This window comes from Aliiroseovarius sp. ABM4_368, from assembly GCF_056161205.1.
In genome coordinates, this window is sequence record NZ_JBSWYR010000006.1 from 39,072 (window position 1) to 64,583 (window position 25,512).

At 58.9% G+C, this 25,512-nt stretch carries 24 protein-coding genes; 17 read left to right on the plus strand and 7 right to left on the minus strand.

What is annotated here, in order from left to right; genetic code table 11:
- Positions 1-14 precede the first annotated feature (14 nt).
- The gene (locus tag ACXAH3_RS15170; RefSeq protein WP_474863089.1) at positions 15-185 is read left to right on the plus strand and encodes a DUF2798 domain-containing protein; all 171 of its coding nucleotides are present in this window, start codon (positions 15-17) and stop codon (positions 183-185) included.
- Between the two features lie 183 nt (positions 186-368).
- On the opposite strand, the gene ACXAH3_RS15175 is transcribed toward ACXAH3_RS15170, so the two are convergent.
- From ACXAH3_RS15175 to ACXAH3_RS15195, 5 genes are read right to left on the minus strand one after another with little or no spacing between them, the layout of a single operon-like run.
- Positions 369-848, minus strand: a complete 480-nt coding sequence (locus ACXAH3_RS15175) for a DUF6505 family protein (protein ID WP_474862961.1) — start codon at positions 846-848, stop codon at positions 369-371.
- Positions 848-1,558: a biotin/lipoate--protein ligase family protein gene (locus ACXAH3_RS15180; protein WP_474862963.1), complete on the minus strand. Its 711-nt coding sequence runs from the start codon at positions 1,556-1,558 to the stop codon at positions 848-850. Before ACXAH3_RS15180 ends, ACXAH3_RS15175 begins: the two co-directional genes overlap by 1 nt.
- Positions 1,555-2,610: an Mrp/NBP35 family ATP-binding protein gene (locus tag ACXAH3_RS15185; RefSeq protein WP_474862964.1), complete on the minus strand. Its 1,056-nt coding sequence runs from the start codon at positions 2,608-2,610 to the stop codon at positions 1,555-1,557. The genes ACXAH3_RS15180 and ACXAH3_RS15185 overlap by 4 nt, the downstream gene beginning before the upstream one ends.
- Before the next feature lie 3 nt (positions 2,611-2,613).
- The gene (locus ACXAH3_RS15190; protein ID WP_474862966.1) at positions 2,614-2,808 is read right to left on the minus strand and encodes a DUF6494 family protein; all 195 of its coding nucleotides are present in this window, start codon (positions 2,806-2,808) and stop codon (positions 2,614-2,616) included.
- A gap of 13 nt (positions 2,809-2,821) precedes the next feature.
- Positions 2,822-4,768 (minus strand): 4Fe-4S binding protein, encoded by a 1,947-nt coding sequence (locus ACXAH3_RS15195; RefSeq protein WP_474862968.1) that lies wholly within the window; start codon positions 4,766-4,768, stop codon positions 2,822-2,824.
- Between the two features lie 323 nt (positions 4,769-5,091).
- Between ACXAH3_RS15195 and ACXAH3_RS15200 the strand changes: the two genes are divergently transcribed.
- The 9 genes from ACXAH3_RS15200 to ACXAH3_RS15240 all read left to right on the plus strand — a co-directional run bounded on the left by ACXAH3_RS15200 (position 5,092) and on the right by ACXAH3_RS15240 (position 13,646).
- Entirely contained in the window at positions 5,092-5,661 is a 570-nt protein-coding gene (locus ACXAH3_RS15200) for a DUF3305 domain-containing protein (RefSeq protein WP_474862970.1), read from the plus strand.
- Entirely contained in the window at positions 5,658-6,269 is a 612-nt protein-coding gene (locus ACXAH3_RS15205; RefSeq protein ID WP_474862972.1) for a DUF3306 domain-containing protein, read from the plus strand. The genes ACXAH3_RS15200 and ACXAH3_RS15205 overlap by 4 nt, the downstream gene beginning before the upstream one ends.
- Positions 6,270-6,283: 14 nt before the next feature.
- Entirely contained in the window at positions 6,284-6,889 is a 606-nt protein-coding gene (locus ACXAH3_RS15210; protein ID WP_474862974.1) for a TorD/DmsD family molecular chaperone, read from the plus strand.
- 49 nt (positions 6,890-6,938) lie between these two features.
- Positions 6,939-7,133 carry a twin-arginine translocation signal domain-containing protein gene (locus tag ACXAH3_RS15215; RefSeq protein WP_474862976.1) on the plus strand — a complete coding sequence of 65 codons (195 nt, stop codon included), beginning with the start codon at positions 6,939-6,941 and terminating at the stop codon, positions 7,131-7,133.
- Between the two features lie 104 nt (positions 7,134-7,237).
- Positions 7,238-10,213 carry a formate dehydrogenase subunit alpha gene (locus tag ACXAH3_RS15220; RefSeq protein WP_474862978.1) on the plus strand — a complete coding sequence of 992 codons (2,976 nt, stop codon included), beginning with the start codon at positions 7,238-7,240 and terminating at the stop codon, positions 10,211-10,213.
- A gap of 12 nt (positions 10,214-10,225) precedes the next feature.
- On the plus strand, positions 10,226-10,819 hold the full coding sequence (gene fdh3B / locus ACXAH3_RS15225) for a formate dehydrogenase FDH3 subunit beta (RefSeq protein ID WP_474862980.1): 594 nt from the start codon (positions 10,226-10,228) through the stop codon (positions 10,817-10,819).
- 79 nt (positions 10,820-10,898) lie between these two features.
- Positions 10,899-12,098 carry a formate dehydrogenase subunit gamma gene (locus ACXAH3_RS15230; protein WP_474862982.1) on the plus strand — a complete coding sequence of 400 codons (1,200 nt, stop codon included), beginning with the start codon at positions 10,899-10,901 and terminating at the stop codon, positions 12,096-12,098.
- A gap of 81 nt (positions 12,099-12,179) precedes the next feature.
- Complete coding sequence (locus ACXAH3_RS15235) at positions 12,180-12,302, plus strand: hypothetical protein (RefSeq protein ID WP_474862983.1); 123 nt, start codon at positions 12,180-12,182, stop codon at positions 12,300-12,302.
- A gap of 9 nt (positions 12,303-12,311) precedes the next feature.
- Complete coding sequence (locus ACXAH3_RS15240; protein ID WP_474862985.1) at positions 12,312-13,646, plus strand: sigma-54-dependent transcriptional regulator; 1,335 nt, start codon at positions 12,312-12,314, stop codon at positions 13,644-13,646.
- Positions 13,647-13,657: 11 nt separating this feature from the next.
- Here the strand turns inward: ACXAH3_RS15240 and ACXAH3_RS15245 are convergent, their stop codons facing one another.
- Positions 13,658-15,613: a sensor histidine kinase gene (locus tag ACXAH3_RS15245; protein WP_474862987.1), complete on the minus strand. Its 1,956-nt coding sequence runs from the start codon at positions 15,611-15,613 to the stop codon at positions 13,658-13,660.
- Between the two features lie 266 nt (positions 15,614-15,879).
- On the opposite strand from ACXAH3_RS15245, the gene ACXAH3_RS15250 reads away from it, so the two are divergent.
- Genes ACXAH3_RS15250 through ACXAH3_RS15260 form a run of 3 tightly spaced genes read left to right on the plus strand, consistent with a single transcriptional unit; the run spans position 15,880 to position 18,085 of the window.
- A complete protein-coding gene (locus ACXAH3_RS15250; RefSeq protein WP_474863091.1) occupies positions 15,880-16,584 on the plus strand; it encodes an ABC transporter permease in 705 nt (234 codons plus the stop codon).
- A 32-nt stretch (positions 16,585-16,616) separates the two neighbouring features.
- The gene (locus tag ACXAH3_RS15255) at positions 16,617-17,294 is read left to right on the plus strand and encodes an ATP-binding cassette domain-containing protein (RefSeq protein WP_474863093.1); all 678 of its coding nucleotides are present in this window, start codon (positions 16,617-16,619) and stop codon (positions 17,292-17,294) included.
- Positions 17,291-18,085 carry an ABC transporter substrate-binding protein gene (locus ACXAH3_RS15260; protein ID WP_474862989.1) on the plus strand — a complete coding sequence of 265 codons (795 nt, stop codon included), beginning with the start codon at positions 17,291-17,293 and terminating at the stop codon, positions 18,083-18,085. The genes ACXAH3_RS15255 and ACXAH3_RS15260 overlap by 4 nt, the downstream gene beginning before the upstream one ends.
- 66 nt (positions 18,086-18,151) lie before the next feature.
- Here ACXAH3_RS15260 and ACXAH3_RS15265 read toward each other — a convergent pair whose 3' ends face one another.
- Positions 18,152-19,192: a LacI family DNA-binding transcriptional regulator gene (locus ACXAH3_RS15265; protein ID WP_474862991.1), complete on the minus strand. Its 1,041-nt coding sequence runs from the start codon at positions 19,190-19,192 to the stop codon at positions 18,152-18,154.
- A gap of 103 nt (positions 19,193-19,295) precedes the next feature.
- Between ACXAH3_RS15265 and ACXAH3_RS15270 the strand changes: the two genes are divergently transcribed.
- The 4 genes from ACXAH3_RS15270 to ACXAH3_RS15285 are packed head-to-tail and all read left to right on the plus strand — an operon-like array spanning position 19,296 to position 25,482.
- Positions 19,296-21,620 carry a DUF1989 domain-containing protein gene (locus ACXAH3_RS15270; protein ID WP_474862993.1) on the plus strand — a complete coding sequence of 775 codons (2,325 nt, stop codon included), beginning with the start codon at positions 19,296-19,298 and terminating at the stop codon, positions 21,618-21,620.
- Positions 21,617-22,672 (plus strand): quaternary amine ABC transporter ATP-binding protein, encoded by a 1,056-nt coding sequence (locus ACXAH3_RS15275; RefSeq protein ID WP_474862995.1) that lies wholly within the window; start codon positions 21,617-21,619, stop codon positions 22,670-22,672. Before ACXAH3_RS15270 ends, ACXAH3_RS15275 begins: the two co-directional genes overlap by 4 nt.
- Complete coding sequence (locus tag ACXAH3_RS15280; RefSeq protein ID WP_474862996.1) at positions 22,669-24,492, plus strand: ABC transporter permease; 1,824 nt, start codon at positions 22,669-22,671, stop codon at positions 24,490-24,492. Before ACXAH3_RS15275 ends, ACXAH3_RS15280 begins: the two co-directional genes overlap by 4 nt.
- A 33-nt stretch (positions 24,493-24,525) precedes the next feature.
- Positions 24,526-25,482: an ABC transporter substrate-binding protein gene (locus ACXAH3_RS15285; RefSeq protein ID WP_474862997.1), complete on the plus strand. Its 957-nt coding sequence runs from the start codon at positions 24,526-24,528 to the stop codon at positions 25,480-25,482.
- Positions 25,483-25,512: the final 30 nt, after the last annotated feature.

Genomic DNA, 25,512 nt, shown 5'->3' on the forward strand with positions numbered 1-25,512 from the left:
TTTTGTCCTGCTTCATGTCGCTTTTGATTTCTGGCGTGGCAACATTTTTGGCGGTCGGCTTCGCACCAGGTTTTGTAATGAGTTGGCTGTCCGCATGGCTATCATCCTGGGCCATTGCCTTTCCTACAGTCCTAGTTGTCGCACCTATAGTACGACGTATCCTGCATCGGTTCGTTGTAACGTAAGGTGCTTGATTGAGGGCGAGAGAGTGGCGCTTTGCAAGAAGCGAGGCTGTGTGCATATAAGGTTGATTGGCCCCTCAGTCCGCGTCTTACCAGTTCAGACAGCGTGCAGCGAAAGGCCGCTAGTCAAAACCCAAAATCCTTAAAGGGGTATTTCGCCCCCTACCCCAATCGACCCCAGGCAGCTTAGTCGTCCAGTGATCCATGCACCGCAAACTGGTCCAGCGCGGCCTGTTGTGGCGGGATCGCGCGATAGCTTTCGCGCACGCCCGCATCGGTCAGCTCGCGTGCGACGGTCAGAAGCGTTCCGTCCTCATGTTCGTCACACAGCTCGGCCATTTGGGCGATTTCCTCGGCGGCGACCGGACGCGCGGCGTCTATGTCCGGCGCGCCATAATAGGTCACAAAATGCTGCGCCAGCTGGTCGGTCAAACGCGCGACTTCGCTGGGTTCCACAGCGGTGACCGCAACAAAGGTCACACGTCCGCCCGTGTCCAACCCAAGCCATCCATTCGAAAACGCCTGACGCGCCTTACCGACCAGGTCGCCCTCGGACCAGTTCGAGAACTCGAACCCTCCCGAGATACACCATTCGCCCGTCCGTGCGTGCTTGGCAAAGACACGTGTATCGCTTTCGTCCAGATGGGTGGCCATGGCGAGCTTCATCAAGTGTTCTCCAACAGGCTGGTCAGGGGTATAAGATGGGTGGTGCCGTCACCGTCACGCAGAAGCATGCCGAAATCCTCGTCGACGCCCATGAATGTGCCGATCTTGTCACCTTGGCGGACCTCTTCGCCCATGGCATGGGCCAAGCCGCGCCATTCTTCGTGCAAAGCGCGGGGGCCATCCTGCTCCCATCGGCTGATCCAGTTCAGGCTGTGCCGCGCCCAAGCTTCCAGTAAACGAGGCGCTTCGACATCTGCGCAGCCCTCGGCATAAAGCGCAGTGTCATCAGGCGTGTCGCCGGGGCGGTCATTTTCGGGCCACAGCGGCAAGGTGAAGCCGACAACCAGCCAGTCCGGCACAGCGTCCACATTTGGGTCCGAGGCCGCAACTTGGAACGACCCGCAGCGCGCACCATTCACGCGGATCCCGCCACCCCATTCCAGATGCACCGCGACCTCGGGCGGGGCCAGCGCGCCAAGGGCGTTTTGGAACCCGACCGCGCAGGTCGGCAGCATGGACATGGCGCGCGACAGGGGTACTTCGGGCGCGAAAACCAGCGCCGCGGACAGGCTGCCCGCGCCCAGATTATAGACGATCAACCCAGCATCACAGCCCATGGCGGCTTTGGCTTGCGCAGTCGCGAAGGCATCGCTGACACCGCTGACTTCGTGGCCTGACATCATCGGAGGAAAGACCATCGGGTCGGTCATGCATGACCCTCGTCGATCAAGGCACGCGCGACTTTGCGGAAGGCATCCGCCTGCGGGCTGTCGGGTTGACTTGTCACGATGGGCGCACCTCTGTCGGCGGCCAGACGAATTTGCAGGTCCAGCGGGATTTCTGCCAGAAGCGGAACACCCAGCTTCTCGGCTTCGGCGGCGACGCCCCCATGGCCAAACGTGTGTTCCTCGTGCCCGCAGTTCGAGCAGATATGGGTCGACATGTTCTCGATCATCCCATGGATCGGCACGTTCATCTGCTTGAACATGTCGATCCCTTTGCGGGCGTCCAGAAGGGCGACATCCTGAGGCGTAGAAACGATCACGGCTCCGTCTACAGGGGCCTTTTGCGCAAGGGTCATCTGGACGTCGCCAGTGCCCGGCGGCAGGTCCACGATCAGGACATCCAACGCGCCCCATTGCACCTGCGTCATCATCTGCTGCAACGCACCCATCAGCATCGGACCGCGCCAGACCACCGCCTGATCGTCGTTGGTCATCAGGCCAATCGACATCATTGTTACGCCGTGATTGCGCAGGGGTAGAATGGTCTTCCCATCCGGGCTGGAGGGCCGCCCCGAAACGCCAAGCATACGCGGTTGTGACGGGCCATAGACATCGGCGTCCAAAAGTCCCACGCGGCGTCCTTCAGCCGCCAGCGCACAGGCCAAGTTGGCTGATACGGTCGACTTGCCGACCCCGCCCTTGCCGGATGCCACAGCCAGAATGCGATCCACACCGGGGATCTTTTCCGGCCCTTTCGGGGCAGCGGCCGCAGATTTCGATTTCAAATCGGGCGGAGCAGCAGGCGCGCTGTGCGCGGTCATGACGATATTCGCGGTGGCCCCGATGGCAGCCAAGGCCGCCTCGGCCTGTGCCTTCACAGCCTCATAGGCCTGGGCCCGGCCGGGGTCGATCTCCAACACGAAACGCACTGCGTCGCCATCCACATTTAGCGCGCGCATCGTGCCCGAGGACACGATGTCACCACCAGCGGGATCGTTCACGCCCTTCAGCGCGTCCAGAACCTGTTCTCGGGTCAAGGGTTACTCCTGTTCCTTGATGTCGCCTTCGATCTCGTGGGTCATTCCCAGCTCGTCGATGGTGATGACCGCGCGGGCCTTGAAGGTTTTGCCCTTGATCTCGGGCGCGTTACGCAAAGCCTCTTCAATGGCCTGTTGCGAGGTTACGCCGACCTGTTTCAGGAACTTGCGCATCGACATGTTGAAATCGTCGCTCATGGGGTCTCCTATCTCAGTGATCGCGCCGCTTGGACAGATAGTCTGCCGTGGTGCGCGGGCGGGGCCGTTCGCCCCCTTCAAACGGATTGTTCTTTGCGTGATACTGCGCGTTTACGCGGCAATTGTCACACATCTGGATCATCTTTGCTGCTTCGGGGTTGGCAAACATCGCGTGGTTGCCAGCGAGCTTCTCGGTGATCTTTTCTATGGTCGATTTCACCCCGAACAGCGCGCCGCATTCGACGCAAGCAAACGGTTCTTCTTCGTGAAGCACCTGTTGATTCAACGCCGCCGGGGTCAGGTTCATCTGAGGGGCAAGCGTGATCGCCCTTTCCGGGCAGGTCGAAGCACAGATACCGCATTGCAGGCAGGCGTTCTCTTGAAAACGCAGCTGAGGTAGATCGGGGTTATCCCCAAGCGCGCCAGATGGGCAGAGCGATACGCAAGACAGGCACAGCGTACAGGCGTCGGTGTCGATCACGGTTGCGCCATAGGGCGCACCTTCTGGCAAGGGCAGAAGGTCGGCATCATGGTTCAGGGCGACGGCAGCTTGACGCGCGACTTGGCGGCGGCTGCCCACCGGACGCACGGGGGATGCGATGGGGGCCGAGGGTTCGGCATCGTAGAGTGCGTCCGACATGGCGTCGGGATCGCTGGTGTCCAGAAGCGTCACGATTGCACCCATGGCACGGGCCAGATGGACCTCGTAGGCGATTACATCCGCGTCCACGCCGGGAGCCATCAGAAGGGTGACATCGGCAAAGCCTGCGGCGGATGCGGCCAGCATCTCGGCATGGCCAAAAGCGGCGAGCGCGGGAACTTCCAAGGGAATCACATCGGCAGGAAGGCCACGTCCGAAGCGGGCGGACAGGCGGATCATTTCGGATCCGTGGTCGTTCACCACCAATAGGCGCGGTACCTCGCCGCCGGCTTCCAGATACGCGCGTGCCAGTGTTTGGGTGCGTCGCATGGTCAGGTCGACAGGCGGTGCGTCATAGCTGATTGCCCCGGACGGGCAGAGCGACGAACAGGCCCCGCAGCCGGCGCAGATCATCGGGTCGATGACCACGTGATCCCCATTCGGTTGGATGGCGCCGGTCGGGCAGGCATCCAGACAACGCGAGCAGCCCGACTGGCTGGCGCGGGAATGGGCGCAGAGCATGGATTCCGCTTTGATATACAAAGGTTTTTCGAAAGTGCCGACAAGGTGGGACGCCTTCATCACGACCTCGGAAACCGATGGTGCGTGGGCGGGATCGGCGCGCAGATACCCTTCGCGCTTTTCAGGTGCTGGGAACAGGGGGGTGCCGCCGGTCAGGTCCAGAATAATGTCACATTCAGACCGCCCTCCATCCCGTGGCGGGGTCAGGCGTGGGGCACCGCGACCTCCCGGCTCCAACTGCTCCAACGCGTCGATCTGGACGCTGAATTGCCCCAGCGCGCCTTGGGCTGTTTTCAGCCGCCCGCGGATCACGTCATAGGCCCGCGTGACGGGCAAATCCGCGCCATCAGTCAGCAGTACTGTAACCCCAAGATGATCCTTCAACGCTTCAGCGGCGGGGATGGCCACAGGCTCGGACCCGATGATCAGGCATAGCCCTTCGGACCGCACATCCACCACCTTTTCGGACGGCGCAGGCAGCGCGGCCTCGGCCACAAGCGCGGCCATTTTGGGTAGTTTCGAGGCCGGATCGCTGGACCAACCAGCCCGATCGCGCAGGTCCAGAACAGGGGGTGCGGGTGCGTCGATTTCGTCGGCGAGCGCCTCGAACAGACGTTGCTCCTGGGCACAGCAAATAGTTGCGGCCTGACCCGCGATAGCGGCTGCAGCCTGTTCGATTTGCGTGGTGCACAGGGCTGTATGCAGTGCCGAGACCGGTGTGCCGGTCGCGTCAGACAGCGCCTTGGAATCAATCGCCTGACTTCCAGAACAATCGCATAGAATCAGTGTTTTACCCATGTTTCCCCTCATAGGTTTCCTTGGCCATTCAGCCCCGTTTCATGATGCTGAACGGCATTCAACTAGCCATGATTTCGGGCGGGCGTAAACCGGTTTTCTTTGGCACAGGCGCCGCTTCGGGGGCTGAATTTCGGACTTTGATTCGTCAATCTTCTCCCAATCAAAAATCCGATGAAATTTGTCGAGATAGACAATTCGTCCACCACGGGCACCCTGCCCCATGAAGCGTCGACAATTTGTCCTGAATGGTCCCAAGACCCGAATTAGCCGTTTTCGTGTGCCCCAGCATCCCGCAGGATGCCAGCAGGGAGGACATCCAAACCGTGATCCATGATCCGAACAGGTTTGACACGATGCCAGTTGGTGTCGTTCTGCGCCGTACGCCGGGCGTGACCCGTTGGGCTGCGTGGGTTTGGAAAGCCGTGGATGTGCTGCCGGGTGCAGGGCAAGCCGATTGGCGGGTTTTGCGTGAAGAGGGCGATGTGACGTTCTATCACGCCGCAACTCCGACGCTTGAACTGCACGGTTCGGACACCGAGGCCTACTTGCATGGGCTGAATTCGGTGACGCCTTCCCTTTACGCCGTGATGCGAGAAACCGGTGACGCGACCCGCCCGCTGGACATGGTGCTGCTGACAGCCTCGCCCTATGAGGCGCAGGACTACGCGGATAACGGCGAGGATATCATCGAGAAGATCGCCATGCCGCCTGCCATCCATGCTTGGGTCAGTCATTTCGTCGACACGCATCACCGTGAAGAGGTGTTCAAGAAGCGCAAACGCGACAAGAAGGACATCGGACTGGTTGAAGATGGGATCGGGGATGCCCGGATCTCGCAACTGGCCGACGTGTATCGCTCGCCCGTTCAGGCCAAGAAGGAGCGGTTGCAATGAGCGATTTCTGGGCCCGTCGAAAAGCTGCCGTTCAAGCCGAAGCGCTGGAAGAAGAGCGCCTTGCCGAGGCCGAAGCTCAAGCCGCGCGAGACGCCGAACTTGCTGAGCGTACGGATGAAGACATTTTGGCCGAACTTGATTTGCCTGATCCGGACACTCTGAAAGAAGGCGACGATTTCAAAGTTTTCCTGACCGATGCTGTGCCCGCCCGCATTCGCACCCGAGCGCTGCGCCGCTTGTGGCGTCTGAACCCGGTTCTAGCCAACGTCGATGGCTTGGTCGACTACGGCGAGGATTTCACCGATGCCACATGCGTGGTTGAGAACCTTCAGACCGCCTATCAGATTGGCAAGGGCATGACCGAACATGTGTTGGAATTGGCCCGCCAAGCCGAGGAAGCCGCGAAGGCGGACGAAGTCGAGGAAGAAGAAGCTGCCCCCGAGGACTTAGAGCCAGACGAGGACGCGCCAGTGCTGGTGGCGGACATCGCAGCCGCCCCCCCTACCCTGCCCGCAACCATTGACGACCCCGAAGACCCAGACGCATTCGTGCCTTCGCGCCGGATGCGATTTTCTTTTGATAACCCCGAAGATGCGGCACGCGCATGAGTGAGGATATGAAAATGAGTGCAGCTGAAGACATCCGCGTCCCTGACGAAGACCGTTTGCGCGCGGATCTTTACAATTTCTTGGGGCTTCTGCTCTCGGCCCCTGCGAACGAAGACACTTTGTTGATGACGGCGGGGCTGACAGGCGACGACACGCCGTTGGGGGTGGCGATCAACGCGCTGGCGAAGATTGCCAAGCTGTCCAAGCCCGCTGCTGTTGAAAGCGAGTTCAACAAGCTGTTCATCGGCTTGGGTCGCGGCGAACTGCTGCCCTATGCCAGCTATTATCTGACCGGGTTCCTGAACGAAAAGCCCTTGGCGAAGCTGCGTCAGGACATGGCCGCGCGTGGGCTGACCCGCGCCGAGAACGTCTATGAGCCGGAAGACAATATCGCATCGCTGATGGAGATGATGGGCGCGATGATCGTGGGCCGCTTTGGGCAGGCGCGCGATGTGGCCGATCAAAAGGCCTTCTTCAACACGCATATCGGCCCGTGGGCCGGTCACTTTTTCACAGATTTGGAAGCCGCGAAGAACTCGGTTCTCTATGCCGCCGTCGGTCAAGTTGGCCGCGTGTTCATGGAGATCGAAGCCGAAGGCTTTCGGATGAGCGCGGAGTGATCCGCAAGACCCGGCGGGCAACCGCCATTAACCGAGAGGAGGAACTCTCATGACCCAGAAGGACAAGGAAGCGACAAGCCGCCGCGACTTTCTGAAACTGGCCGGAACGGCAGCCCCTGCGGCAGCCGTCACCGTCATGGCCAGCGGGCAAACGGCTGAAGCAGCCAGCGAGCCCGATCTGCAATCGACCAAGTTGCAGGACACGGCGCAGACCCGCGCCTATCTTGCGTCGGCCCGTTTCTGACAGGCCGAACGACCCGCACCTGCGGCGACTGGTTGCGATAGGCCCGACTGCCAAAGGTATTCATCAACCCAGCCAGCCCCAGTGGGGTAGCAAGGGAGGTTAACATGCTGAGGAAAAAGACCAACGGGGTTGCGAGACGCCCCCAGCGGACAAGTATCCTTTCCGATGTCGCAGAGAAATCTGTCGACCGCCGCGCGTTTTTGCGCGGCAGCGGCCTGGCCATTGGTGGTCTTGCCGCAATCAGCGCCACCGGCGGAACGGTGACGCAAGCTACGGCTGCTACGGCTGCCGATGGCGCAGTAGAGACCCTGAAGTCGGTCTGTACGCACTGCTCGGTCGGTTGCACGGTCGTGGCAGAAGTTCAAAATGGTGTCTGGACCGGTCAGGAACCCGGTTATGACAGCCCCTTCAACCTTGGATCTCATTGTGCGAAAGGCGCCTCGGTGCGTGAACACGCACATGGCGAACGTCGCCTGAAATATCCAATGAAGAAAGAGGGCGGCGAATGGAAACGCATCAGCTGGGAGCAAGCGATCGACGAGATCGGCGACGGCATGATGAGCATTCGGGAAGAAAGTGGCCCGGATAGCGTTTACTGGCTGGGATCGGCCAAGCACTCGAACGAACAGGCGTATCTGTTCCGCAAGTTCGCGGCCTATTGGGGCACGAACAACGTGGATCACCAGGCACGTATCTGTCACTCGACCACCGTGGCTGGCGTAGCGAACACATGGGGCTATGGCGCCATGACCAACAGCTACAACGACATCCACAATTCACGGGCGATTTTCATCATTGGCGGCAACCCGGCCGAAGCACACCCCGTGTCGCTTTTGCACGTGTTGAAAGCCAAGGAAGAAAACAACGCACCGCTGATCGTTTGCGACCCGCGCTTTACGCGCACAGCCGCCCATGCTGACGAATTCGTCCGTTTCCGCCCCGGCACCGATGTGGCGCTGGTTTGGGGCATCCTGTGGCACATTTTCGAGAACGGCTGGGAGGACAAAGAGTTCATCCGCACCCGTGTCTGGGGCATGAATCAGATCCGTGACGAGGTGAAGAAGTGGACGCCCGAAGAGGTCGAACGCGTCACCGGCACCCCCGGTGAGCAGCTTCGCCGTGTGGCATACACGCTGGCCAACAACCGCCCCGGCACCGTGATTTGGTGTATGGGTGGCACGCAGCACACCAACGGCAACAACAACACCCGCGCATATTGCGTCCTTCAGCTTGCGCTGGGGAACATGGGAGCCGAAGGTGGCGGAACCAACATCTTCCGTGGCCACGACAACGTGCAAGGTGCAACCGACCTTGGCGTTCTCAGCCACACCCTGCCGGGCTACTATGGCCTTTCAAAAGGTGCATGGGCCCACTGGGCACGTGTTTGGGAAGAAGACGATGAATGGCTTGCCGGTCAGTTTGCAACGTTGAAAACGGCTGATGGCAAAGACAAATCGCTTCAGAATTTGACCGGTATTCCAGTCAGTCGCTGGATCGATGGTGTGCTGGAAGATCCCGAAAATATGGACAACCCTGACAAGGTGCGTGCCATGGTTCTGTGGGGTCACGCGCCGAACTCGCAAACCCGTATGGCAGAAATGAAAACGGCGATGGAGAAGCTGGACATGCTGGTCGTTATCGACCCGTACCCCACTGTCTCGGCCGTTCTGCATGACCGCACAGACGGCGTTTATCTGCTTCCGGCGGCAACGCAGTTCGAAACCCGTGGGTCTGTCACGGCGTCGAACCGTTCGCTTCAGTGGCGCGAAAAAATCGTCGACCCACTGTTCGAAAGCAAGCCAGATCACGAGATCATTGGCCTGTTCGCACAGAAATTCGGTTGGGCCGATCGACTGTTCCGCAACATCGAAATGGAAGACGATGTCACCCCCAGTGTTGAAAGCATCACGCGTGAGTTCAACAAAGGTCTGTGGACGATCGGCTATACGGGTCAAAGCCCCGAGCGGATCAAGCTGCACATGGAAAACCAGCACACGTTCGATCGCACCACGCTGAAAGCTGTGGGTGGTCCGGCGGATGGCGACTATTATGGACTGCCGTGGCCGTGCTGGGGAACGGCGGAGATGGGGCATCCCGGAACGCCGAACCTTTATGACATGTCCAAGCCCGTGTCCGAAGGTGGCCTGACCTTCCGCGCCCGTTTCGGTGTGGAACGCGATGGCGACAACCTGTTAGCCGAAGGCGTCTATTCGAAAAACTCGGAAATCCAGGACGGATATCCGGAATTCACCTACCAGATGCTCAAGGACCTTGGTTGGCATCAGGATCTGACGGCGAACGAGCGAGCCTATATCGCGAAAGCGGCCGGTGTCGAAGGCTTTGTGGATTACACCGCAGAGGTCGGCGAAGCCGGAATGTCACCTTTCCCGTCCGACTACGACGACAAGGTTGCGAAGGTGAACTGGAAGACCGACCTTTCGGGCGGCATCCAGCGGGTTGCGATCAAGCACGAATGTGCGCCGTTTGGTAACGCCAAGGCCCGTGCTGTCGTGTGGACCTTCCCGGATCCGATCCCGCTGCACCGCGAGCCGCTTTACACGCCGCGTCGCGATCTTGTAGCGGATTATCCGACCTACGAGGATCGCCATTCCTATCGTCTGCCGACGCTGTATGCCTCGATCCAGAAGAACGATTTCTCGCAAGATTATCCGATCGTTTTGACTTCGGGGCGCTTGGTTGAATACGAGGGCGGCGGGGATGAAACCCGTTCGAACCCGTGGCTGGCCGAGCTTCAGCAGGATATGTTCGTCGAAGTGAACCCGCGCGACGCCAACAACCTTGGTCTGCGTGATGGCGAACAGGTCTGGGTCGAAGGCCCGGAAGGCGGCAGGGTCAAGGTCATGGCGATGGTCACTGAACGGGTCGGCGAAGGCGTTGCCTTCATGCCGTTCCACTTCGGCGGTCATTTCCAAGGCGAAGACTTGCGGCACAAATATCCCGACGGGGCTGATCCGTATGTGTTGGGCGAAAGCACCAACACCGCGCAGACCTATGGCTATGACTCAGTGACCCAGATGCAAGAGACGAAGACGACTCTTTGCAAAATCTGGGCAGCGTAAGGAGGAAAGAGAATGGCAAGAGCAAAGTTTCTCTGTGACGCCGAGCGCTGCATCGAGTGCAACGCCTGTGTGACCGCGTGTAAGAACGAGCACGAGGTGCCTTGGGGCATCAACCGCCGCCGCGTTGTCACCATCGAAGATGGTAAGCCCGGCGAACGGTCGATCTCGGTCGCTTGTATGCATTGTTCGGATGCGCCCTGTATGGCCGTTTGCCCGGTCGATTGCTTCTATCAGACCGAAGACGGTGTGGTGCTGCACTCGAAGGACCTGTGCATCGGTTGTGGTTATTGCTTCTACGCGTGCCCCTTCGGCGCGCCGCAATACCCGCAGGCTGGCAACTTCGGAAGCCGAGGCAAGATGGACAAATGTACCTTCTGTGCCGGTGGCCCCGAAGAAAACCACTCGACCGCTGAGTTCGCCAAATACGGTCGCAACCGTCTGGCCGAGGGCAAATTGCCCATCTGCGCCGAGATGTGTTCGACCAAGGCGCTTCTGGCTGGCGACGGCGACGACGTGTCCGCGATCTATCGCGAACGTGTGGTTGCTCGTGGCTTCGGTTCGGGCGCTTGGGGCTGGGGTACAGCTTACCAGCGCAAGGGCGGCTGATCGGTCTTGATCACTTCATGGGGCGGCCCCGAATTGGGACCGCCCCACTTCAAAACACTTGTTTCAAGGAGGAGCGACCATGCTGCGCATGGCACTCGCACTTGTCCTGATGCTGACGCTGGCCCCGGCCGGGTTTGCACAGGAAGACACACCGGCCATTGACCGTTCCGCCACAGGTGGAGCGCAGACGTTGGAAGACATTCTGGCTCGTCAGGCCGGGCAACAAATTGACGACAGCTTCCGGTCTGATGCCGTGGGCGATCCGAACAATGCTGCCGGCATTGCCGCACAGCTTGGCACGTTAGGCGGCGTGTCGGATGCCGAAACATGGCGCGCGCTGCGCTATGGCACTGCGGACGTAAAGGTTTCAGCTGGCGGGGACGTTGCGACGGTTCTTGTTCAAGACGGCGGAATGCGCTGGCTTGAATTCCGCGACACCACGCTGCGCACCTATGGCGGCTGGCTACTGGTCGGCACGCTGGCAGCCCTTGTGGCTTTCTATCTTCTGAATGGCCGGATCAAAATTGACGCTGGCCGCGCTGGAACAACAGTCACCCGCTTCAAAGCGATCGAACGCTTCGGTCACTGGCTTTTGGCTGGGTCCTTCGTCTTGCTAGGCGTGACCGGATTACTGGTCCTGTTTGGCCGTGTGTTCCTTGTGCCTTTGTTCGGCAAGGACGCCAACGCCTTCCTGCTGCTTTGGTCCAAATGGGTTCACAACAATGTATCTTGGGCCTTCATCCTTGGCCTTGCGATGATCTTTGTGATGTGGGTCGTTCACAACATTCCCAACCGCACTGACCTTCACTGGCTGAAGAAAGGCGGCGGCATTCTGTTCAGCGGCGAGCACCCCCCAGCCAAGAAGTTCAACGCAGGTCAGAAAATGATCTTTTGGTCCGTGGTTCTGTTCGGCAGCTCGATTTCGCTGACGGGCGTGTCCTTGTTGTTCCCCTTCGATCTGCCGCTCTTCGCAAAGACGTTCAACATTTTGAATGCCACTGGCTTGCCGCATATGGTCGGCTTCGGAGAGCTGCCAGTGCAGCTTGCCCCGCAAGAGGAAATGCAACTGGCACAGGCTTGGCACGCGATCCTTGCCTTTGTTCTGATGGCCATCGTTCTGGCGCATATCTATATCGGCTCGGTCGGTATGGAAGGTGCCTATGACGCGATGGGCTCGGGCGAAGTAGACGAGGCCTGGGCCGAGCAACACCACTCGATCTGGCTGGAAGAATACAAAGCCGCCGAGGAAGGTGAAGGCAGCACAACCCCTGCCGAGTAATCAGACCCCGCCGCGACAGATCTGCGGCGGGGTATCAAGGATTTTCGGTGCCCATACGGGCGCCATGACGGAGAACCAAAGATGAAAGCGATGCTTTTGGGCTTTGCGGCAATTATCGTGATTGCCATCGGGGCCAACAATATTCTGGGAACGCTGGGCTATTCCTCGTCTGACCGCTATTCTGGTGCTGCAGTCAGAAACTAAGGTCCGATCATGAACGACGAATACGGAGAAAGCCTTGCTGGCGCGTCGATCCTTGTGATCGACGACGAACCCGGCATGCGCAACTTCCTGACCAAAATTCTGACGCCGCGCTGCAAGCGTGTGGAACAAGCGGGTTCGGCCATGGAAGCCTCGGCCGCGTTGGATCGGAACCATTTTGACCTTGTGATACTGGACAACATCATGCCCGGAAAAACCGGGCTGGACTGGTTGCGGGAACAGGGAAAAGTTGGCCTGTTTTCCGACGCGGTCTTGATCACGGCCTATGCCGATCTGGAAACCGCGATTGAAGCGTTGCGTGTTGGTGTGGCAGATTTCGTGTTGAAACCTTTCCGCGCCAATCAAATCCTAAATGCAGTGGCCCGCGCCTTGGATCGCAAGATCCTGCGACGCGACAACTCGCTTTTGAAACACGAATTGGCGGTTGAAGGTGGCACCGCACGCGGTCGCCTGTTGGGAAACTCAATACCCATCAACAATGTGCGTGATATGATGACCCGGCTGGCTCCGATGCCGACCCCAGTTCTGTTCACCGGTGCATCCGGCACAGGGAAAGAGGTCGCCGCCCGCACGCTTCACGCCATGTCGGATCGGGCCAAGAAACCCTTTGTCGCGGTGAACTGCGCCGCGATCTCGCAAGACAATTGCGCCGAAGACATGTTCGGCGTGATCAACGAAGATGGACAGGGGCGTGACGGGCTGTTTCTGCTGGCCGATGGCGGCGTGCTGTTTCTGGACGAAATTGCACAGATGCCTGACAAAATGCAGGCCGCGCTGTTGCGTGTGCTGGAAGACCAGCGCATCCGCCCCGTGGGTGCCGAACGGGACATCCCCCTGAATCTGCGGTTCTTCTTTGCAACCAACGCCGATCTGCCCGCGGCGGTCGAAAACGGCACGTTCCGCGCGGACCTTTATCACCGGATTAATGTGGTCAATATCGACATGCCGCCCTTGAAGGACCGGGCGGAAGATATCGTCGAATTGGCAGCTCTGTTCATGGACCAGTTTTCCAAGACACTGGCCTTGCCGGGGCTGGATCTGGACGACGACACGCTGCTAAAGATCAGCCGCTATAACTGGCCCGGAAATGTGCGCGAGCTGCGCAATATGATCGAACGGTCGGTCATCCTTGGGGCATTCCCGGACGAGTTTACTGGCGGCGGGGACGTCACCGGGTCGCGCGCGATCGAGACGCTGGATCTGGTCACCAAGCGCCACATTCTGAACGTGCTTGATGCCTGTGACGGCAACCGCGCCGAGGCCTCGCGCCGTTTGGGTGTGTCGCGCAAAACGGTGGATCGAAAATGCGCCTCATGGGGGATGTGAGGGGATGGCGATCAGTCGGCGTCAGGTTGAACTACGGGCAGCCAAACGGTAAAGATCGCCCCGCCCTCGGGCCGGTTCGCGACTGAAATCGCCCCCCCGGCCTGCTGGATCAGCGTCTGACTGATCGACAAGCCCAGTCCGGTGCCTTCGCCCAGTTTGGTGGTGTGGAACGGGTCAAACACTCGGTTCAGATTGTCCGCATCAACCCCCGGCCCGCTATCGGCAACCGTCAGCTTTACCCCGTCTTGATCGTCATTCTTGGAGGGCTGGATGGTCAGCACCATCTCGCCCACCCCGTCCATCGCTTGCACGGCATTCACCATCAGGTTCACCACCACCTGCTGCATTTCGCCCGCGCTGATTGCAACGTTCGGTGCGGCGGCAAAATCAGTTGTCACGCGCACGTCTTCTTGGGGCTGCACATGGGCGATCAACCCGCGGCAATCCTCGACCAATTGCGACAGCTCGACCCCCTCGCCGGTGGCGGAGTAATCGGTGGGCCGCGCGAATTGCAGCAGCTTGCCAACAATTCCGTCGATGCGCTGCACCTGTCGGTCAATCAGATCCAGCTCGGTTTTCACACCTTCGGCATCCGTACCCAAGGTCTGGCGCATCACGTCCACATTGCCTTGAATGACCGCGACGGGATTGTTGATTTCATGCGCCACGCCCGCAGTAATCTCGCCGATCGAGGCCAGCTTTTCGGATGTTACCAACTGCTGGAATGTTTCTTCCAGCTTGTCCTTGGCCGCACGCAGCTGGGCCGTGCGCCGATCAACCCTGTCATTCAGTTCGTCCGCCCAGCTTCGCAACGCGCGGTCGCGTTCCTGCACCTGATCCAAAAGCGTGTCCAAATGGGTGGCAACCTGCCCGATTTCGTCTTTGCGCCCCACATCGCCAATCCGCGCCGCAAGGTCTCCGCGTTCCACCCGTTTCATGGTGCTTGTCATTTTTTCCAAAGGCGAGAATATGTCACGCGCCATCCGTAAAAACAGCGGCGCCGTCAGAATTAGCACCGCCGCCATAGACGCAAGCATCGCCAAATAAGCCGCACGTTTAGCGCTTGAAAACGGGGCTTCCAAAAAACCGACATAAAGCATGCCAACCCGTTCGCCAAAACTGTCGATCAGGGGCATATAGCCAGAAATATACCAGTCGTTCACCACAAAGGCGCGGTCCAGCCAGGTTTGGCCTTCGGTCAGAACCTCGGCGCGGACCTCGGCTGAAACGCGGGTGCCAAGGGCGCGGACGTCCTCGAATAGGCGGACATTGGTCGACACGCGAACGTCTTCCAAAAACAAGGTCGCGGTGCCCTGTCGGTCCCCATCGGTGGCGGCGTTCAAATAGACCAGCGCGTTGATCGTATCAATGAAATCAAGGTTGCGATTCAGCAAGATACCCCCGACCAGCACGCCGCGGTGATCGGGTAATTCAACCGGGGCAGCGGTGTGAATAACCATGCCACGATCTTCGACAATGCGGTCTGTGGGAACGGCGGCCTTGGTTTCGATCAGATCGATCCGTGCGCGGTTTGAAAGCTGAGGGAAAGCCGCCAGATCATCCGCCGCGAAGATGTCGATGTGCGAAGAAAGCGCCCCATCCAGTGCAGCTTGAATGACCGGCCAACGGCGGGCGCCTTCGGCGTCACCTTCTGGAAGATAGTACAAAAAATCCAACGCCTGATCGGCACGCATCCCTTCCAGAAACGCCGTGCGTTTGTCATCCTCTTGGGTCAGAACTGCTTCAAACGCACGCGACTCTGCAATTGCCGCCACCCCTGCCCCGGTGCCGGTTAGAATGTGACCCAAATACTGTTCGGCGATGCGCAGATCGCTGTCCACTTTCGAGATCAACAGCTTGTCATAATCCGAGGTCCAACGCGCCATCGCAAGCAACATTAGAAGCGGTAAAAGCACCCCCAAAGGTGCCAAAGCCAGCACCAAAAGCTTCAGGCGGACAGAGTTCAATTTGCTTCCTTCCGGGCTTGCGCAAAACAACTTCCACAAGCTTAGCAGACTCGGCCCTGCACGCCAGCATCACGGCGCACGCACAGGGTACATCTTGGTCGAATTGGCAGGCAGAGGCACAGGCACCCACCAAGCGACGGTCAATTTGTCCAAATTGCCGGTTCTGCAACAGAATTCGGTTTTTCTATCGTCTATGATGTGGTTGATCGGAACGCAGTAGGTCGGACATTATGACCATGATCCTGCGAACTGCGTAAAAGGATGACATCTTGGAAATTTGGTCCGGGATAACCGAGGCGTTTTGGCTGCTTGTTACGCTTGATGCGGATCTGGTCGAGATCACGCTGCGGTCTTTGTATGTCACGTTAACTGCGCTTGTCATCGCGTCGGCCATCGCTCTGCCCTTGGGCGCACTTTTGGCGGTGCGCCGGTTTCGCGCGCGGCGGGTGACCATTGCCGTTCTAAACGCACTTATGGGACTGCCGCCAGTAGTTGTGGGTCTGATTGTCTATGTGCTGCTCAGCCGGTCGGGGCCTTTTGGAGTTCTGGGCCTTTTGTTCACGCCCACGGCGATGATCATCGCGCAGGTCATAATCATCGTGCCACTGATCGCATCGATTGCGCATCAAGCCCTGCGAGAGCTTTGGTCCGACTATCACGACCTTCTGATTTCGATGAACACTACTCAGCTTCAGCGCATTCAGGCGCTGTTATGGGACGGTCGGCGGGCGCTTTTGACGGCATCTTTGGCCGGATTTGGCCGCGCCATAGGCGAGGTCGGCGCCATCATGGTTGTCGGCGGCAACATTGACCATCACACGCGGGTTTTGACCACCGCCATCGCGCTTGAAACTGGCAAGGGCGAGTTCGCACTGGCTCTTGGTCTGGGCTTTGTCCTGATTGCCATGGCGATCACTGTGAACCTTGCCATCCACGTGATCGGACAGACCGAACGGGGGGGGCGCTGGTGAGCCATCTTTTCCCTGTCACACTGGAAGGCGCAATGTTGCGCCGCGCGGGCAAGACGCTTGTTGGTCCTGTGGACCTTCAACTGCAAGCCAAAGGCGTGACCATTGTCATCGGTCCCAATGGCGCTGGTAAAACGTCACTTTTGCGTATGATGCACGGGATCGCTAGGCTGGGGGGCGGCAGCATCCGCTGGGCCTGCCCGGCACAAGACGCGCGGGCCCATCAGGCGTTTGTATTCCAACACCCGATCATGATGCGTCGGTCGGTTTTGGGCAATCTGGCCTATCCGCTGCGGCTGGCCGGTCAGTCGCGCGCCGAGGCGCGTGACCGAGCTGCGTTGGCCGCCCAACAGGTCGGGCTTGGCGACATGCTGGATCGCCAAGCGCCGCATCTGTCAGGTGGCGAGCGGCAAAAGCTGGCCCTTGCTCGCGCCCTGATCACCCAGCCCGAGCTTTTGTTCCTGGACGAGCCCTGTGCCTCGCTCGATGGGCGGGCCACGCGTGAAATCGAAGAGATTCTGACCGGGGCCGCCGCCGCTGGCACCCGGCTGATTATGTCCACACATGACATGGGTCAGGCCCGACGTCTAGCCACCGAGGTATTGTTCCTTCTGAAAGGAAACATCCACGAACTCGGCCCCGCCGAAGCGTTTTTCGGCGGCAAAGCCAGTACACAAGCCAAAGCATTCCTAAAAGGAGATATTGTCGAATGAAACGGACTATTATTGCCGCCTTAACCACTGCCCTGATGGCGACCAGCGCCCTTGCGGACGAGATGAAGCTGGCGGTCACGACCTCGTTCCATAACTCGGGCCTGTCGGACATTTTGCTGCCCCAGATCAAAGAAGACACAGGGATCGACGTTCAGCTTCTGGTCGTTGGCACCGGCCAAGCCATCAAGCTAGGCGAAGCAGGCGACGTAGACGCCATCCTTGTCCATTCCCGCAAAGCCGAGGATAAGTTTCTGGCTGGCGGCTTTGGCACCCACCGCCGTGAAATCATGTATAACGACTTCGTTTTCATCGGTCCGTCCTTGGATGCCGCGAAGATCGCGGATGCCGAAGGCGCAGCAGACGCGTTGACCCGGATCATGACAGCCCAAGCCCCCTTCGTCAGTCGCGGCGATGACAGCGGCACGCACAAAAAGGAACTTAGCCTGTGGGCAGGGGCGGACATCACGCCTGAAGGTGCATGGTACAATGCGGTTGGTGCGGGAATGGGGGCAGCCTTGAACACAGCCGCAGGGATGGACGCCTATATCATGGCAGACCGAGCCAGTTGGCTGAACTTTGGCAACAAAGGCAATCTGGCGCTGCTGTATTCGGGCGATCCGATCTTGTTCAACCAGTATGCCTATCTGCCTGTGAACCCGGAAAAGCATCCCCATGTGAAAACCGATCTGGCCACCAAGCTGGAAGAATGGTTGGTGTCGGACACGGCAAAAGCGCTGATCAACGACTATAAGATTAACGGCGAAACGCTGTTCGTTTTCAACGCCGAGTGATAGAAGCTTGAACCCTGCTTGCGCGCCACACGCGCGCAGGCAGATTGGGGCTCTATCCTGGCTTTGTCAGGTGCTGTCCGTCCACTGAATGCCTTTTGCTGGAACCGGCCCCGTAGATTCGCGCAGTTTCAGCGTGTTGGGCAAACAGATCGGGCTGGGTCTGATGTCATCCAGCACCCATTTCGCCAGCCCCTCGGCGGCGCGGTATCCCATTTCCCGCGCAGGCAACCGGATGGTCGACAGGGTGGGGGTGATGAACGACGCGCTTGGCAAATCGTGCAGCCCCATGACCGACACGTCATCAGGAACCGAGACCCCCATGCGCTGCAATTCAAACAGCACTCCGAACGCCTGCACGTCCGAGACACACAGGAACGCGTCAACTTTACTGTTCTGAGCGCTGGCCTGCTTGACCGCTTCCGTGCCACCCGCGACCGTCAGGTCGGTCTCGATATAGCTGACCGCGACTCCATCGGCCTTTGTCGACGCGCCCGCGACCCGTTGCTGGGTGCGGTCGTTCTGTGCAGTTGGTCCGTGGACGACAGCAATGCGTTTGTGGCCTAGGTCCAACAGGTGATCCAACGCCAGTCGTGCGGCCTCGTAATTGTTATAACCGATGGTTGGGTAACGGAAACTTGGCTCGAAATACGAGATTACGACCGCAGGAACCCGGGACCGTTCCAGCAACGCATACAGTTTGTCACTGTGTGAAATTCCGGGTAGAATCAGCCCCTCTGCGCCAATATCAACCAGTTCTTTTGCTTTGCGTGCTTCCATGTCGGGGTCTTCGCCCGTTGTGGCAACCACCAGCGAGAAGCTGAAATCCCCAAGCCGCTTTTCGATCGCTTCGATGGTCAACGCAAAGATGTCGCTGTCTAGCGTCGGCACCAGTGCGCCGATGATCTTGGTACGCCCGCTGTTGATCGCTCGGGCGGCGGCGCTGGGGTGAAATCCAAGCGTGGTAATGGCTTTTTCGACACGTTCGCGCGTTTCTTTCTGCACCACATCGGGCGAATTCATCACCCGCGACACCGTCGCCACGGATACGCCAGCCGCCTTTGCCACATCCCGAAGATTTGCCCGCTTCTTTTCACGCCGTTGAGCCATGGCCCACATAAACACGAAATGTAACCAGTTACAATAATCCTTGACTCAATGCATTTGATTGCTGTGTAACTAGTTACATTAGAGGTCTGAGCCTGGGGGTTCCATGTTGGACAAGGCAATACATCGCAGCTTCAGCAACATCGGCTTTGCCGGTGCTGGCCGGGCATTCCCCGGTTTTCCCGCAAAATCTGAAACACTGCGTGCCCGTATCGCGCCCCGTGAAGCAAAGCTGTTGAAGCTTGGTGCTCAGGATCTGCTGTCGTTGCGTCCCCTCGCTGAAGACCAATCCCTGCGCGTTTTGGTATTCAGCGAGACCGGGCAGCAATCGCCAAAGCTGTTGGGGCTGGTAAAGGGCACACAGGTCGCGGCCAGCGCGTTTTCTAGTGCCCCTCTTTTAGCGTGGATTTCGAACCACGGCGGCGACCAATCTGCACCGTTATTCCCGGCAGAAGTCCAGGTTGACGATCTGGTGGTGCTGAAAGCCACGGCTCGGTGCTCGGTCTGGCTGATCCACCCGCAAGACAGCGCGGATCTTGTCAGCGCGTCCTCGGAGGGCGTGATCGAATATGCAGTCAAGCCGGAGCATGCCGGCGCGCGCGCGGTCCTGCCCCCCCTTTTGGGTGACACGCGCGATGAATTCACCGTGAAGCGCGGGACGGCACAAGCATACGAACTGAACCCCGGCGAAATTCTTCAAATCATCGACGTTGAAGGTCAGCAATGCTCGGATTTCATGGCCTTGCGCCGCGATGCGTTGGAAACAGGGATCGAACGTGGCATCGATAGCACCGCGACCCGGTCTATGGTGCGCGGCGCCTATCCCGGACCCGGCCTGTTTGACAAATTCTATGACCAAGATCTGCGCCCGATGATGCGCGTTCTGCAAGACACCTGCGGGCGACATGACACGTTCGGCATGGCCTGCACCGCACGCGGATACGAGGATCGGGGATATCCCGGCCACGTAAACTGCTCGGACAATATCTCGATGGCGCTGGACCCTTTCGGGGTTGCCTATCGCCCCGCTTGGCCTGCGATCAACTTCTTTTGGAACACCTGGATCGACGCGCACACGCAACAGATTCACACCGAAGAAAGCTATTCCCGCCCTGGCGATTACGTGGCGATGAAAGCGGTTGATGGGTTGGTCTGTGTAAGCACCGCCTGCCCCGATGATCTGGACCCGATAAACGGGTGGAACCCTACGGATGTGCATGTGCGCATCTATCGTCCTGACACGCCAATCCGGCGTGCTGTTGCCTATCGTGAAAAGGAAGATGCGCCCATGTCGATTAGTCAGGAAAGCGCTTTTCATCCCGCTACTTCGAAACTGACCACCCATTTCGCACCGGCCCGCGATCTGTGGGCCCCGGTCAGCTTTCCAAGCGTCGGGACGGTCGGCGAATACTGGGCTTGCCGGGAAAACGTGACACTGCAAGATATGTCGTCCTTGCGCAAGTACGACATTGTCGGCCCGGATGCCGAACGTCTGTTGCAACGTGCCATGACCCGCGACGTATCCCGTCTGGCGGTTTGGCGTGGCACCTATGCGCTGATCTGCGACGAGGTCGGCACGGTGGTCGACGATGGCACCTTGTTCCGCATCGGACACGACCTATTCCGCTGGTGCTGTGGCAGTGAAGAAAGCGCCCGTGTTTTCGAAGACATCGCCCGCGAAGAAGGCCTGCAAGTGCGCATTCACGGGATGGACGGGGCGCTGCCGAATTTGGCCCTTCAGGGTCCGCGATCACGTGATGTTTTGCAGAAGATCGTCTTCACCCAGCCCTCTCATCCAACTTTGGACAATCTGAAATGGTTCGGAGTCACCATCGCCCGTTTAAACGACCGCGATGGCGCACCGTTTATGCTCGCCCGCTCGGGCTATACAGGAGAGCTGGGATACGAACTGTTCTGTGCAGCCTCAGACGCGCCCGCGCTTTGGGATGCGATCATGGAAGCGGGCAAGGAATTTGGCATCGCGCCAATGGGATCCGCGGCACTGGAAACCATTCGCATCGAAGCAGGATTGGCCGCGCGGGCGGAGTTCGCAGCTGGGATCGACGCCCACGAGGCCGGGCTTGGCTTCGCCGTCGATCTGAAGAAATCGGACTTCATCGGCAAAGCCGCGTTGGAACGCAACGCCCGCGACCCGCGCCGGGTGCTGAAAGGGCTGAAGTTCGATTGCAACGACGTCCCGGCCCACGGCGCGCATGTCTATGCGGGCGAACGGGTGGTGGGGACGATCACCTCGGCCACGCAATCCCCGATGTTCGAATGCGCCATCGCGATGGCTCGGATTGCGGTCGAACATGCCGACAACGGCACCACGTTAGAAGTAGGGCAGATGGACGGTCATATGAAACGGCTGACCGCCACTGTCTGCAACATCCCATTCTTTGATCCCAAACGCGAAAGGGCCCGCGCATGAGCGAACCTGTTGTCGAAATTGATGGTGTCTGGAAGGTCTTCGGTGACCGCGCGGACGAGGCGATGGCCGCCATCAGGGCCGAGGGCCTTAGTAAGCCCGAGGTGCTGGAACGGTTCGGCGCTGTCGTCGGTGTAAAAGACGCCAGTTTCAAGGTCGGTAAAGGCGAAATTTTCTGTTTGATGGGGCTTTCGGGGTCCGGAAAGTCGACCCTCGTGCGCCATATCAACCGGCTGATCGAACCCTCGGCTGGTTCGATCCGTATTCTGGGCGAAGACATTGGCCAAATGAAGCCTGACGCGCTGCGCGCTTTGCGCGGGACGAAGATCGGGATGGTGTTTCAGAACATGGCGCTGCTGCCGCATCGGTCTGTGCGCGACAATATCGGCTTCGCGCTAGAGCTACGCGGGATGGATGCCTATCACCGCGGGCAGTTGGCCGATCAGGCGCTGGAAACAGTGTCCCTGCACGGGTACGGCGACCGGTTGCCCTCGGAACTTTCGGGCGGGATGCAGCAACGTGTCGGGCTGGCCCGCGCGCTGGCGGCTGACCCCGAAATCCTGTTGATGGACGAGCCGTTTTCGGCCCTCGACCCGCTGATCCGCCGCAACCTTCAGGACGAATTTCTGGGTCTATCCGCGAACCTGAAAAAGACCACCGTGTTCATCACGCACGACTTGGATGAAGCGATCCGCATGGGCGATCACATCGGCATAATGAAGGATGGCGAAATCGTCCAAATCGGCACAGCCGAGGACATCGTGACCGCCCCGGCTGACGACTATGTCGCTGATTTCGTTGCGGGAATTTCGCGACTGAAACTGGTGTCTGCCTCAAAGATCATGGTCTCGCTAGATGAATACCAAGCCAAACGCGGGGCGCTGGACCTTAGCCTGTCCTATCCCGAAGCCCGGCCCGAGGAGGACTTGGACACGTTGGTTGGCCTGTCCACCCAATCCGATCTGCCAGTCCTGATCAAATCTGACGGGGCCGTCGTTGGCGTGGTCGACAAGACCACATTGTTGCACGGACTACAGGGGAGTGCGGACGAATGAGCACCCACGCAGGAACAGGCGCTGAACAGCGCATCGTCGACGATCGCGACGTCTCGGTCGAGGCTTTCGCGGTTGAAAACGCAGGCTATTACACGCCGGTCTTTGAACAGTTGCAGCGCGGGAAACTTCCCCGTTGGCATATGAACATCTGGGGATTGCTGCTGCCATGGTTCTGGGCTGCCCTGCGCGGCGTCTGGCTGATGTTCTGGATTTCGTTGGCACTGGATGTGTTTGCCATCGTCTGCCTGATGCAGGTGGTCAAATTCTCGCCGCTTCTGGCCGAGGCGCAGGCCAATGCCGCCGACAACGTGACCCTGATCGAGAGGTACTCGCGCTGGATCCAAAGTTTCGGGACCGTTGGGGTGATCGCCCTAATTGCCGGGCGGTTGTGGATGGGAAGCAGCGCGAACAGGTTCTATTACGCGCAATACACACGCTGGCGCACCGACAAGGGCGTGGCCAGCGGGATCGAGATGAAGCGGGTTGCCATTGCCGCGGTGATCATCGCGCTGGTCGCCCCCTTGACCATCTATCGCGCGACCCAGCAACGGCTGGACGAACGCGCCTGTCTGAACAATATTCGCGCGGGTGAAGCGGTCGAGGCGCTGTTGGCGCAGCATGGTGCGCAGAACGTGGCCGATCTGTTGCCGGGGCTAACCACCCTTGCAAATGACTTGAAGGCTGAGAAAGGAAGCTTGGACGCGATCTCAGACCGCACCGACGAACAAAACGCGCGCCGCTCTGCCATCCGCGCAGATTTGCGTCAGACCGAACGTGATGTCTCATCCGTCGAGGAGTTCAGCGCCATCACTGCGCGTGACAAATTCGATTGCTGGTTCATCGACGATTTCCCGACCGTCGCCCGGATCGACCCGCCCGAGGACGTGGTCTTCCGCAGCGTGCCCGATGAAGAGGCCATTGCCGCAGGCGACGAAGGCGCCACCAAAGTGATCCGCATCGTGAAAGACCCGGTCGAGGGCCGCGTGGTGAATATCTTCACCTACAGCTCGGAAAGCATCGACAAGTCGATCAATTATCTGCGGGCCAACTTTGCCGGGATCTTTGATGCGGTCACTCATGTGCTGCGTCAATCCTTGATCCGGGTCGAGGTCGCCTTCATGCAGACCCCTTGGCCAGTCGTCGCCTTTCTGTTCATCGCGCTGAGCTGGGCATTTACAAGCAAGGGAACGACCATCTTTGTCGCTTCGTCCCTTGGCTTCTTGGCTGTGTTCGAACTGTGGCAGGTCGCAATGCAAACGATGGCGCTGGTTGTCGTGTCCACGGCGATCTGCATATTGGTCGGACTTCCGGCCGGGATATGGATGGCCAAGAATAAGATCGCGCGGTTCATAACCGAACCGATCTTGGACGTGATGCAGACCATCCCATCGCTCAGCTATCTTGTGCCAGCAGTCGCGTTCTTTGGCATCTCACAACCCCCAGCCGTCATCGCGACCGTGGTTTTTGCCATCCCACCGATGGTGAAGCTAACCGCGCTTGGCATTCGTCAAGTTCCCGAAAGCACCAAGGAAGCCGCTTTGGCCTTCGGGTCGTCGGAACGCCAGCTTCTGCGCAAAGTCGAATTGCCCATGGCCATCCCGTCGATCATGGCCGGGCTAAACCAGACCATCATGCTGGCGCTGTCCATGGCGACGATCTCGGCCTTCATCGGAGCCGAGGGTCTGGGTGCAATTGTCACGGCATCGCTCGGAGATGCACAGGCAGGCAAAGGCTTGCTGGCCGGGATTGCCATTGCGCTTGTCGCGATGGTTATTGACCGGATTTTACGCGGAATCCGAAACTCGTTTAGCCGGATTTGAAACACCAAACTTACCCAACAAAGGAGAAATGACATGAAAACTATCATAAGATCCACAATTGTCGCTGCAGCCGTTATGAGCGGAAGTGCCGCAATGGCTCAGGAAAAGATCACCTTGAGCGACCTGAGCTGGAACGGTGCGCGTGCAATTGGCAATGTGCTTATGGCAATTATCAATGGTCCGATGGAGGGTGAGGCCGAGATTGTATCGGGTATGAACCAACACGCCATTATTTTCGCAGGTATGGACAAAGGCGACGGATCGATCGACGTGCATACCGATCTCTGGATGCCCAACAACCAGGCAATGTGGGACCAGTATATCGACGATTCACAGACAGTTGCCACAAACCAGCCCTACAAAGGGACGTCGAACATCTATGTGCCAACCTATATGGCCGAAAAGGGCATTACTTCGATTGAGGATTTGAATGACCCAGAAGTTGCCGCGATGTTTGACACAGATGGGAACGGCAAGGGTGAATATTGGGCCGGAGATGTCACCTGGGCGTCGACCAAGCGTTGGCAGATCAAGTTCAAATCTTACGGACTGGACGCTCTGTGGGAGCCGAACATCGTCTCATCTGATACATTCAAAGCCGGGCTGGAAGCTGCTTATGCCTCAAGCAAACCGCAGCTTTTCTACTACTGGACGCCCGAAGCGATCCACGTGAAATACGACCTTACCGCACTTGAAGAACCCGAACGATTCGACGGTTGCGAAGACGTCAATCTTGACGCTGAGGACTGGCTTGAAGCCTCGACTTTCGAGTGTTTGATCGCATCGAACGACATCTATGTCGCCTACTCGAAGTCTCTTGAAACTCGCAACCCGGCAGTTGCTGCAATGCTTTCACGCGTCCAGTTTACCGGGGACGAGATCAACGGCTGGATCGTTGAAATGTTCGAAAACAAGCGCGACCCGCAAGAGGTGGCCGAGGACTGGATCGACGACAACCAAGAAATCGTGAACGGCTGGATCAACGGATAAGCACAAATTCTCCCGCACTGGATGGCCGCG

What these genes read in the sequence shown, in the direction of transcription:
- ACXAH3_RS15175 (WP_474862961.1), bottom strand. Translation starts at nt 848, where the DNA reads ATGAAGCTCGCCATGGCCACCCATCTGGACGAAAGCGATACACGTGTC.
- ACXAH3_RS15255 (WP_474863093.1), top strand. Translation starts at nt 16,617, where the DNA reads ATGTTGCGCCGCGCGGGCAAGACGCTTGTTGGTCCTGTGGACCTTCAA.
- ACXAH3_RS15275 (WP_474862995.1), top strand. Translation starts at nt 21,617, where the DNA reads ATGAGCGAACCTGTTGTCGAAATTGATGGTGTCTGGAAGGTCTTCGGT.
- ACXAH3_RS15220 (WP_474862978.1), top strand. Translation starts at nt 7,238, where the DNA reads ATGCTGAGGAAAAAGACCAACGGGGTTGCGAGACGCCCCCAGCGGACA.
- ACXAH3_RS15235 (WP_474862983.1), top strand. Translation starts at nt 12,180, where the DNA reads ATGAAAGCGATGCTTTTGGGCTTTGCGGCAATTATCGTGATTGCCATC.
- ACXAH3_RS15205 (WP_474862972.1), top strand. Translation starts at nt 5,658, where the DNA reads ATGAGCGATTTCTGGGCCCGTCGAAAAGCTGCCGTTCAAGCCGAAGCG.
- ACXAH3_RS15260 (WP_474862989.1), top strand. Translation starts at nt 17,291, where the DNA reads ATGAAACGGACTATTATTGCCGCCTTAACCACTGCCCTGATGGCGACC.
- ACXAH3_RS15195 (WP_474862968.1), bottom strand. Translation starts at nt 4,768, where the DNA reads ATGGGTAAAACACTGATTCTATGCGATTGTTCTGGAAGTCAGGCGATT.
- ACXAH3_RS15230 (WP_474862982.1), top strand. Translation starts at nt 10,899, where the DNA reads ATGCTGCGCATGGCACTCGCACTTGTCCTGATGCTGACGCTGGCCCCG.
- ACXAH3_RS15270 (WP_474862993.1), top strand. Translation starts at nt 19,296, where the DNA reads ATGTTGGACAAGGCAATACATCGCAGCTTCAGCAACATCGGCTTTGCC.
- ACXAH3_RS15240 (WP_474862985.1), top strand. Translation starts at nt 12,312, where the DNA reads ATGAACGACGAATACGGAGAAAGCCTTGCTGGCGCGTCGATCCTTGTG.
- ACXAH3_RS15280 (WP_474862996.1), top strand. Translation starts at nt 22,669, where the DNA reads ATGAGCACCCACGCAGGAACAGGCGCTGAACAGCGCATCGTCGACGAT.
- ACXAH3_RS15180 (WP_474862963.1), bottom strand. Translation starts at nt 1,558, where the DNA reads ATGACCGACCCGATGGTCTTTCCTCCGATGATGTCAGGCCACGAAGTC.
- ACXAH3_RS15190 (WP_474862966.1), bottom strand. Translation starts at nt 2,808, where the DNA reads ATGAGCGACGATTTCAACATGTCGATGCGCAAGTTCCTGAAACAGGTC.
- fdh3B (WP_474862980.1), top strand. Translation starts at nt 10,226, where the DNA reads ATGGCAAGAGCAAAGTTTCTCTGTGACGCCGAGCGCTGCATCGAGTGC.
- ACXAH3_RS15265 (WP_474862991.1), bottom strand. Translation starts at nt 19,192, where the DNA reads ATGGCTCAACGGCGTGAAAAGAAGCGGGCAAATCTTCGGGATGTGGCA.
- ACXAH3_RS15170 (WP_474863089.1), top strand. Translation starts at nt 15, where the DNA reads ATGTCGCTTTTGATTTCTGGCGTGGCAACATTTTTGGCGGTCGGCTTC.
- ACXAH3_RS15210 (WP_474862974.1), top strand. Translation starts at nt 6,284, where the DNA reads ATGAGTGCAGCTGAAGACATCCGCGTCCCTGACGAAGACCGTTTGCGC.
- ACXAH3_RS15215 (WP_474862976.1), top strand. Translation starts at nt 6,939, where the DNA reads ATGACCCAGAAGGACAAGGAAGCGACAAGCCGCCGCGACTTTCTGAAA.
- ACXAH3_RS15285 (WP_474862997.1), top strand. Translation starts at nt 24,526, where the DNA reads ATGAAAACTATCATAAGATCCACAATTGTCGCTGCAGCCGTTATGAGC.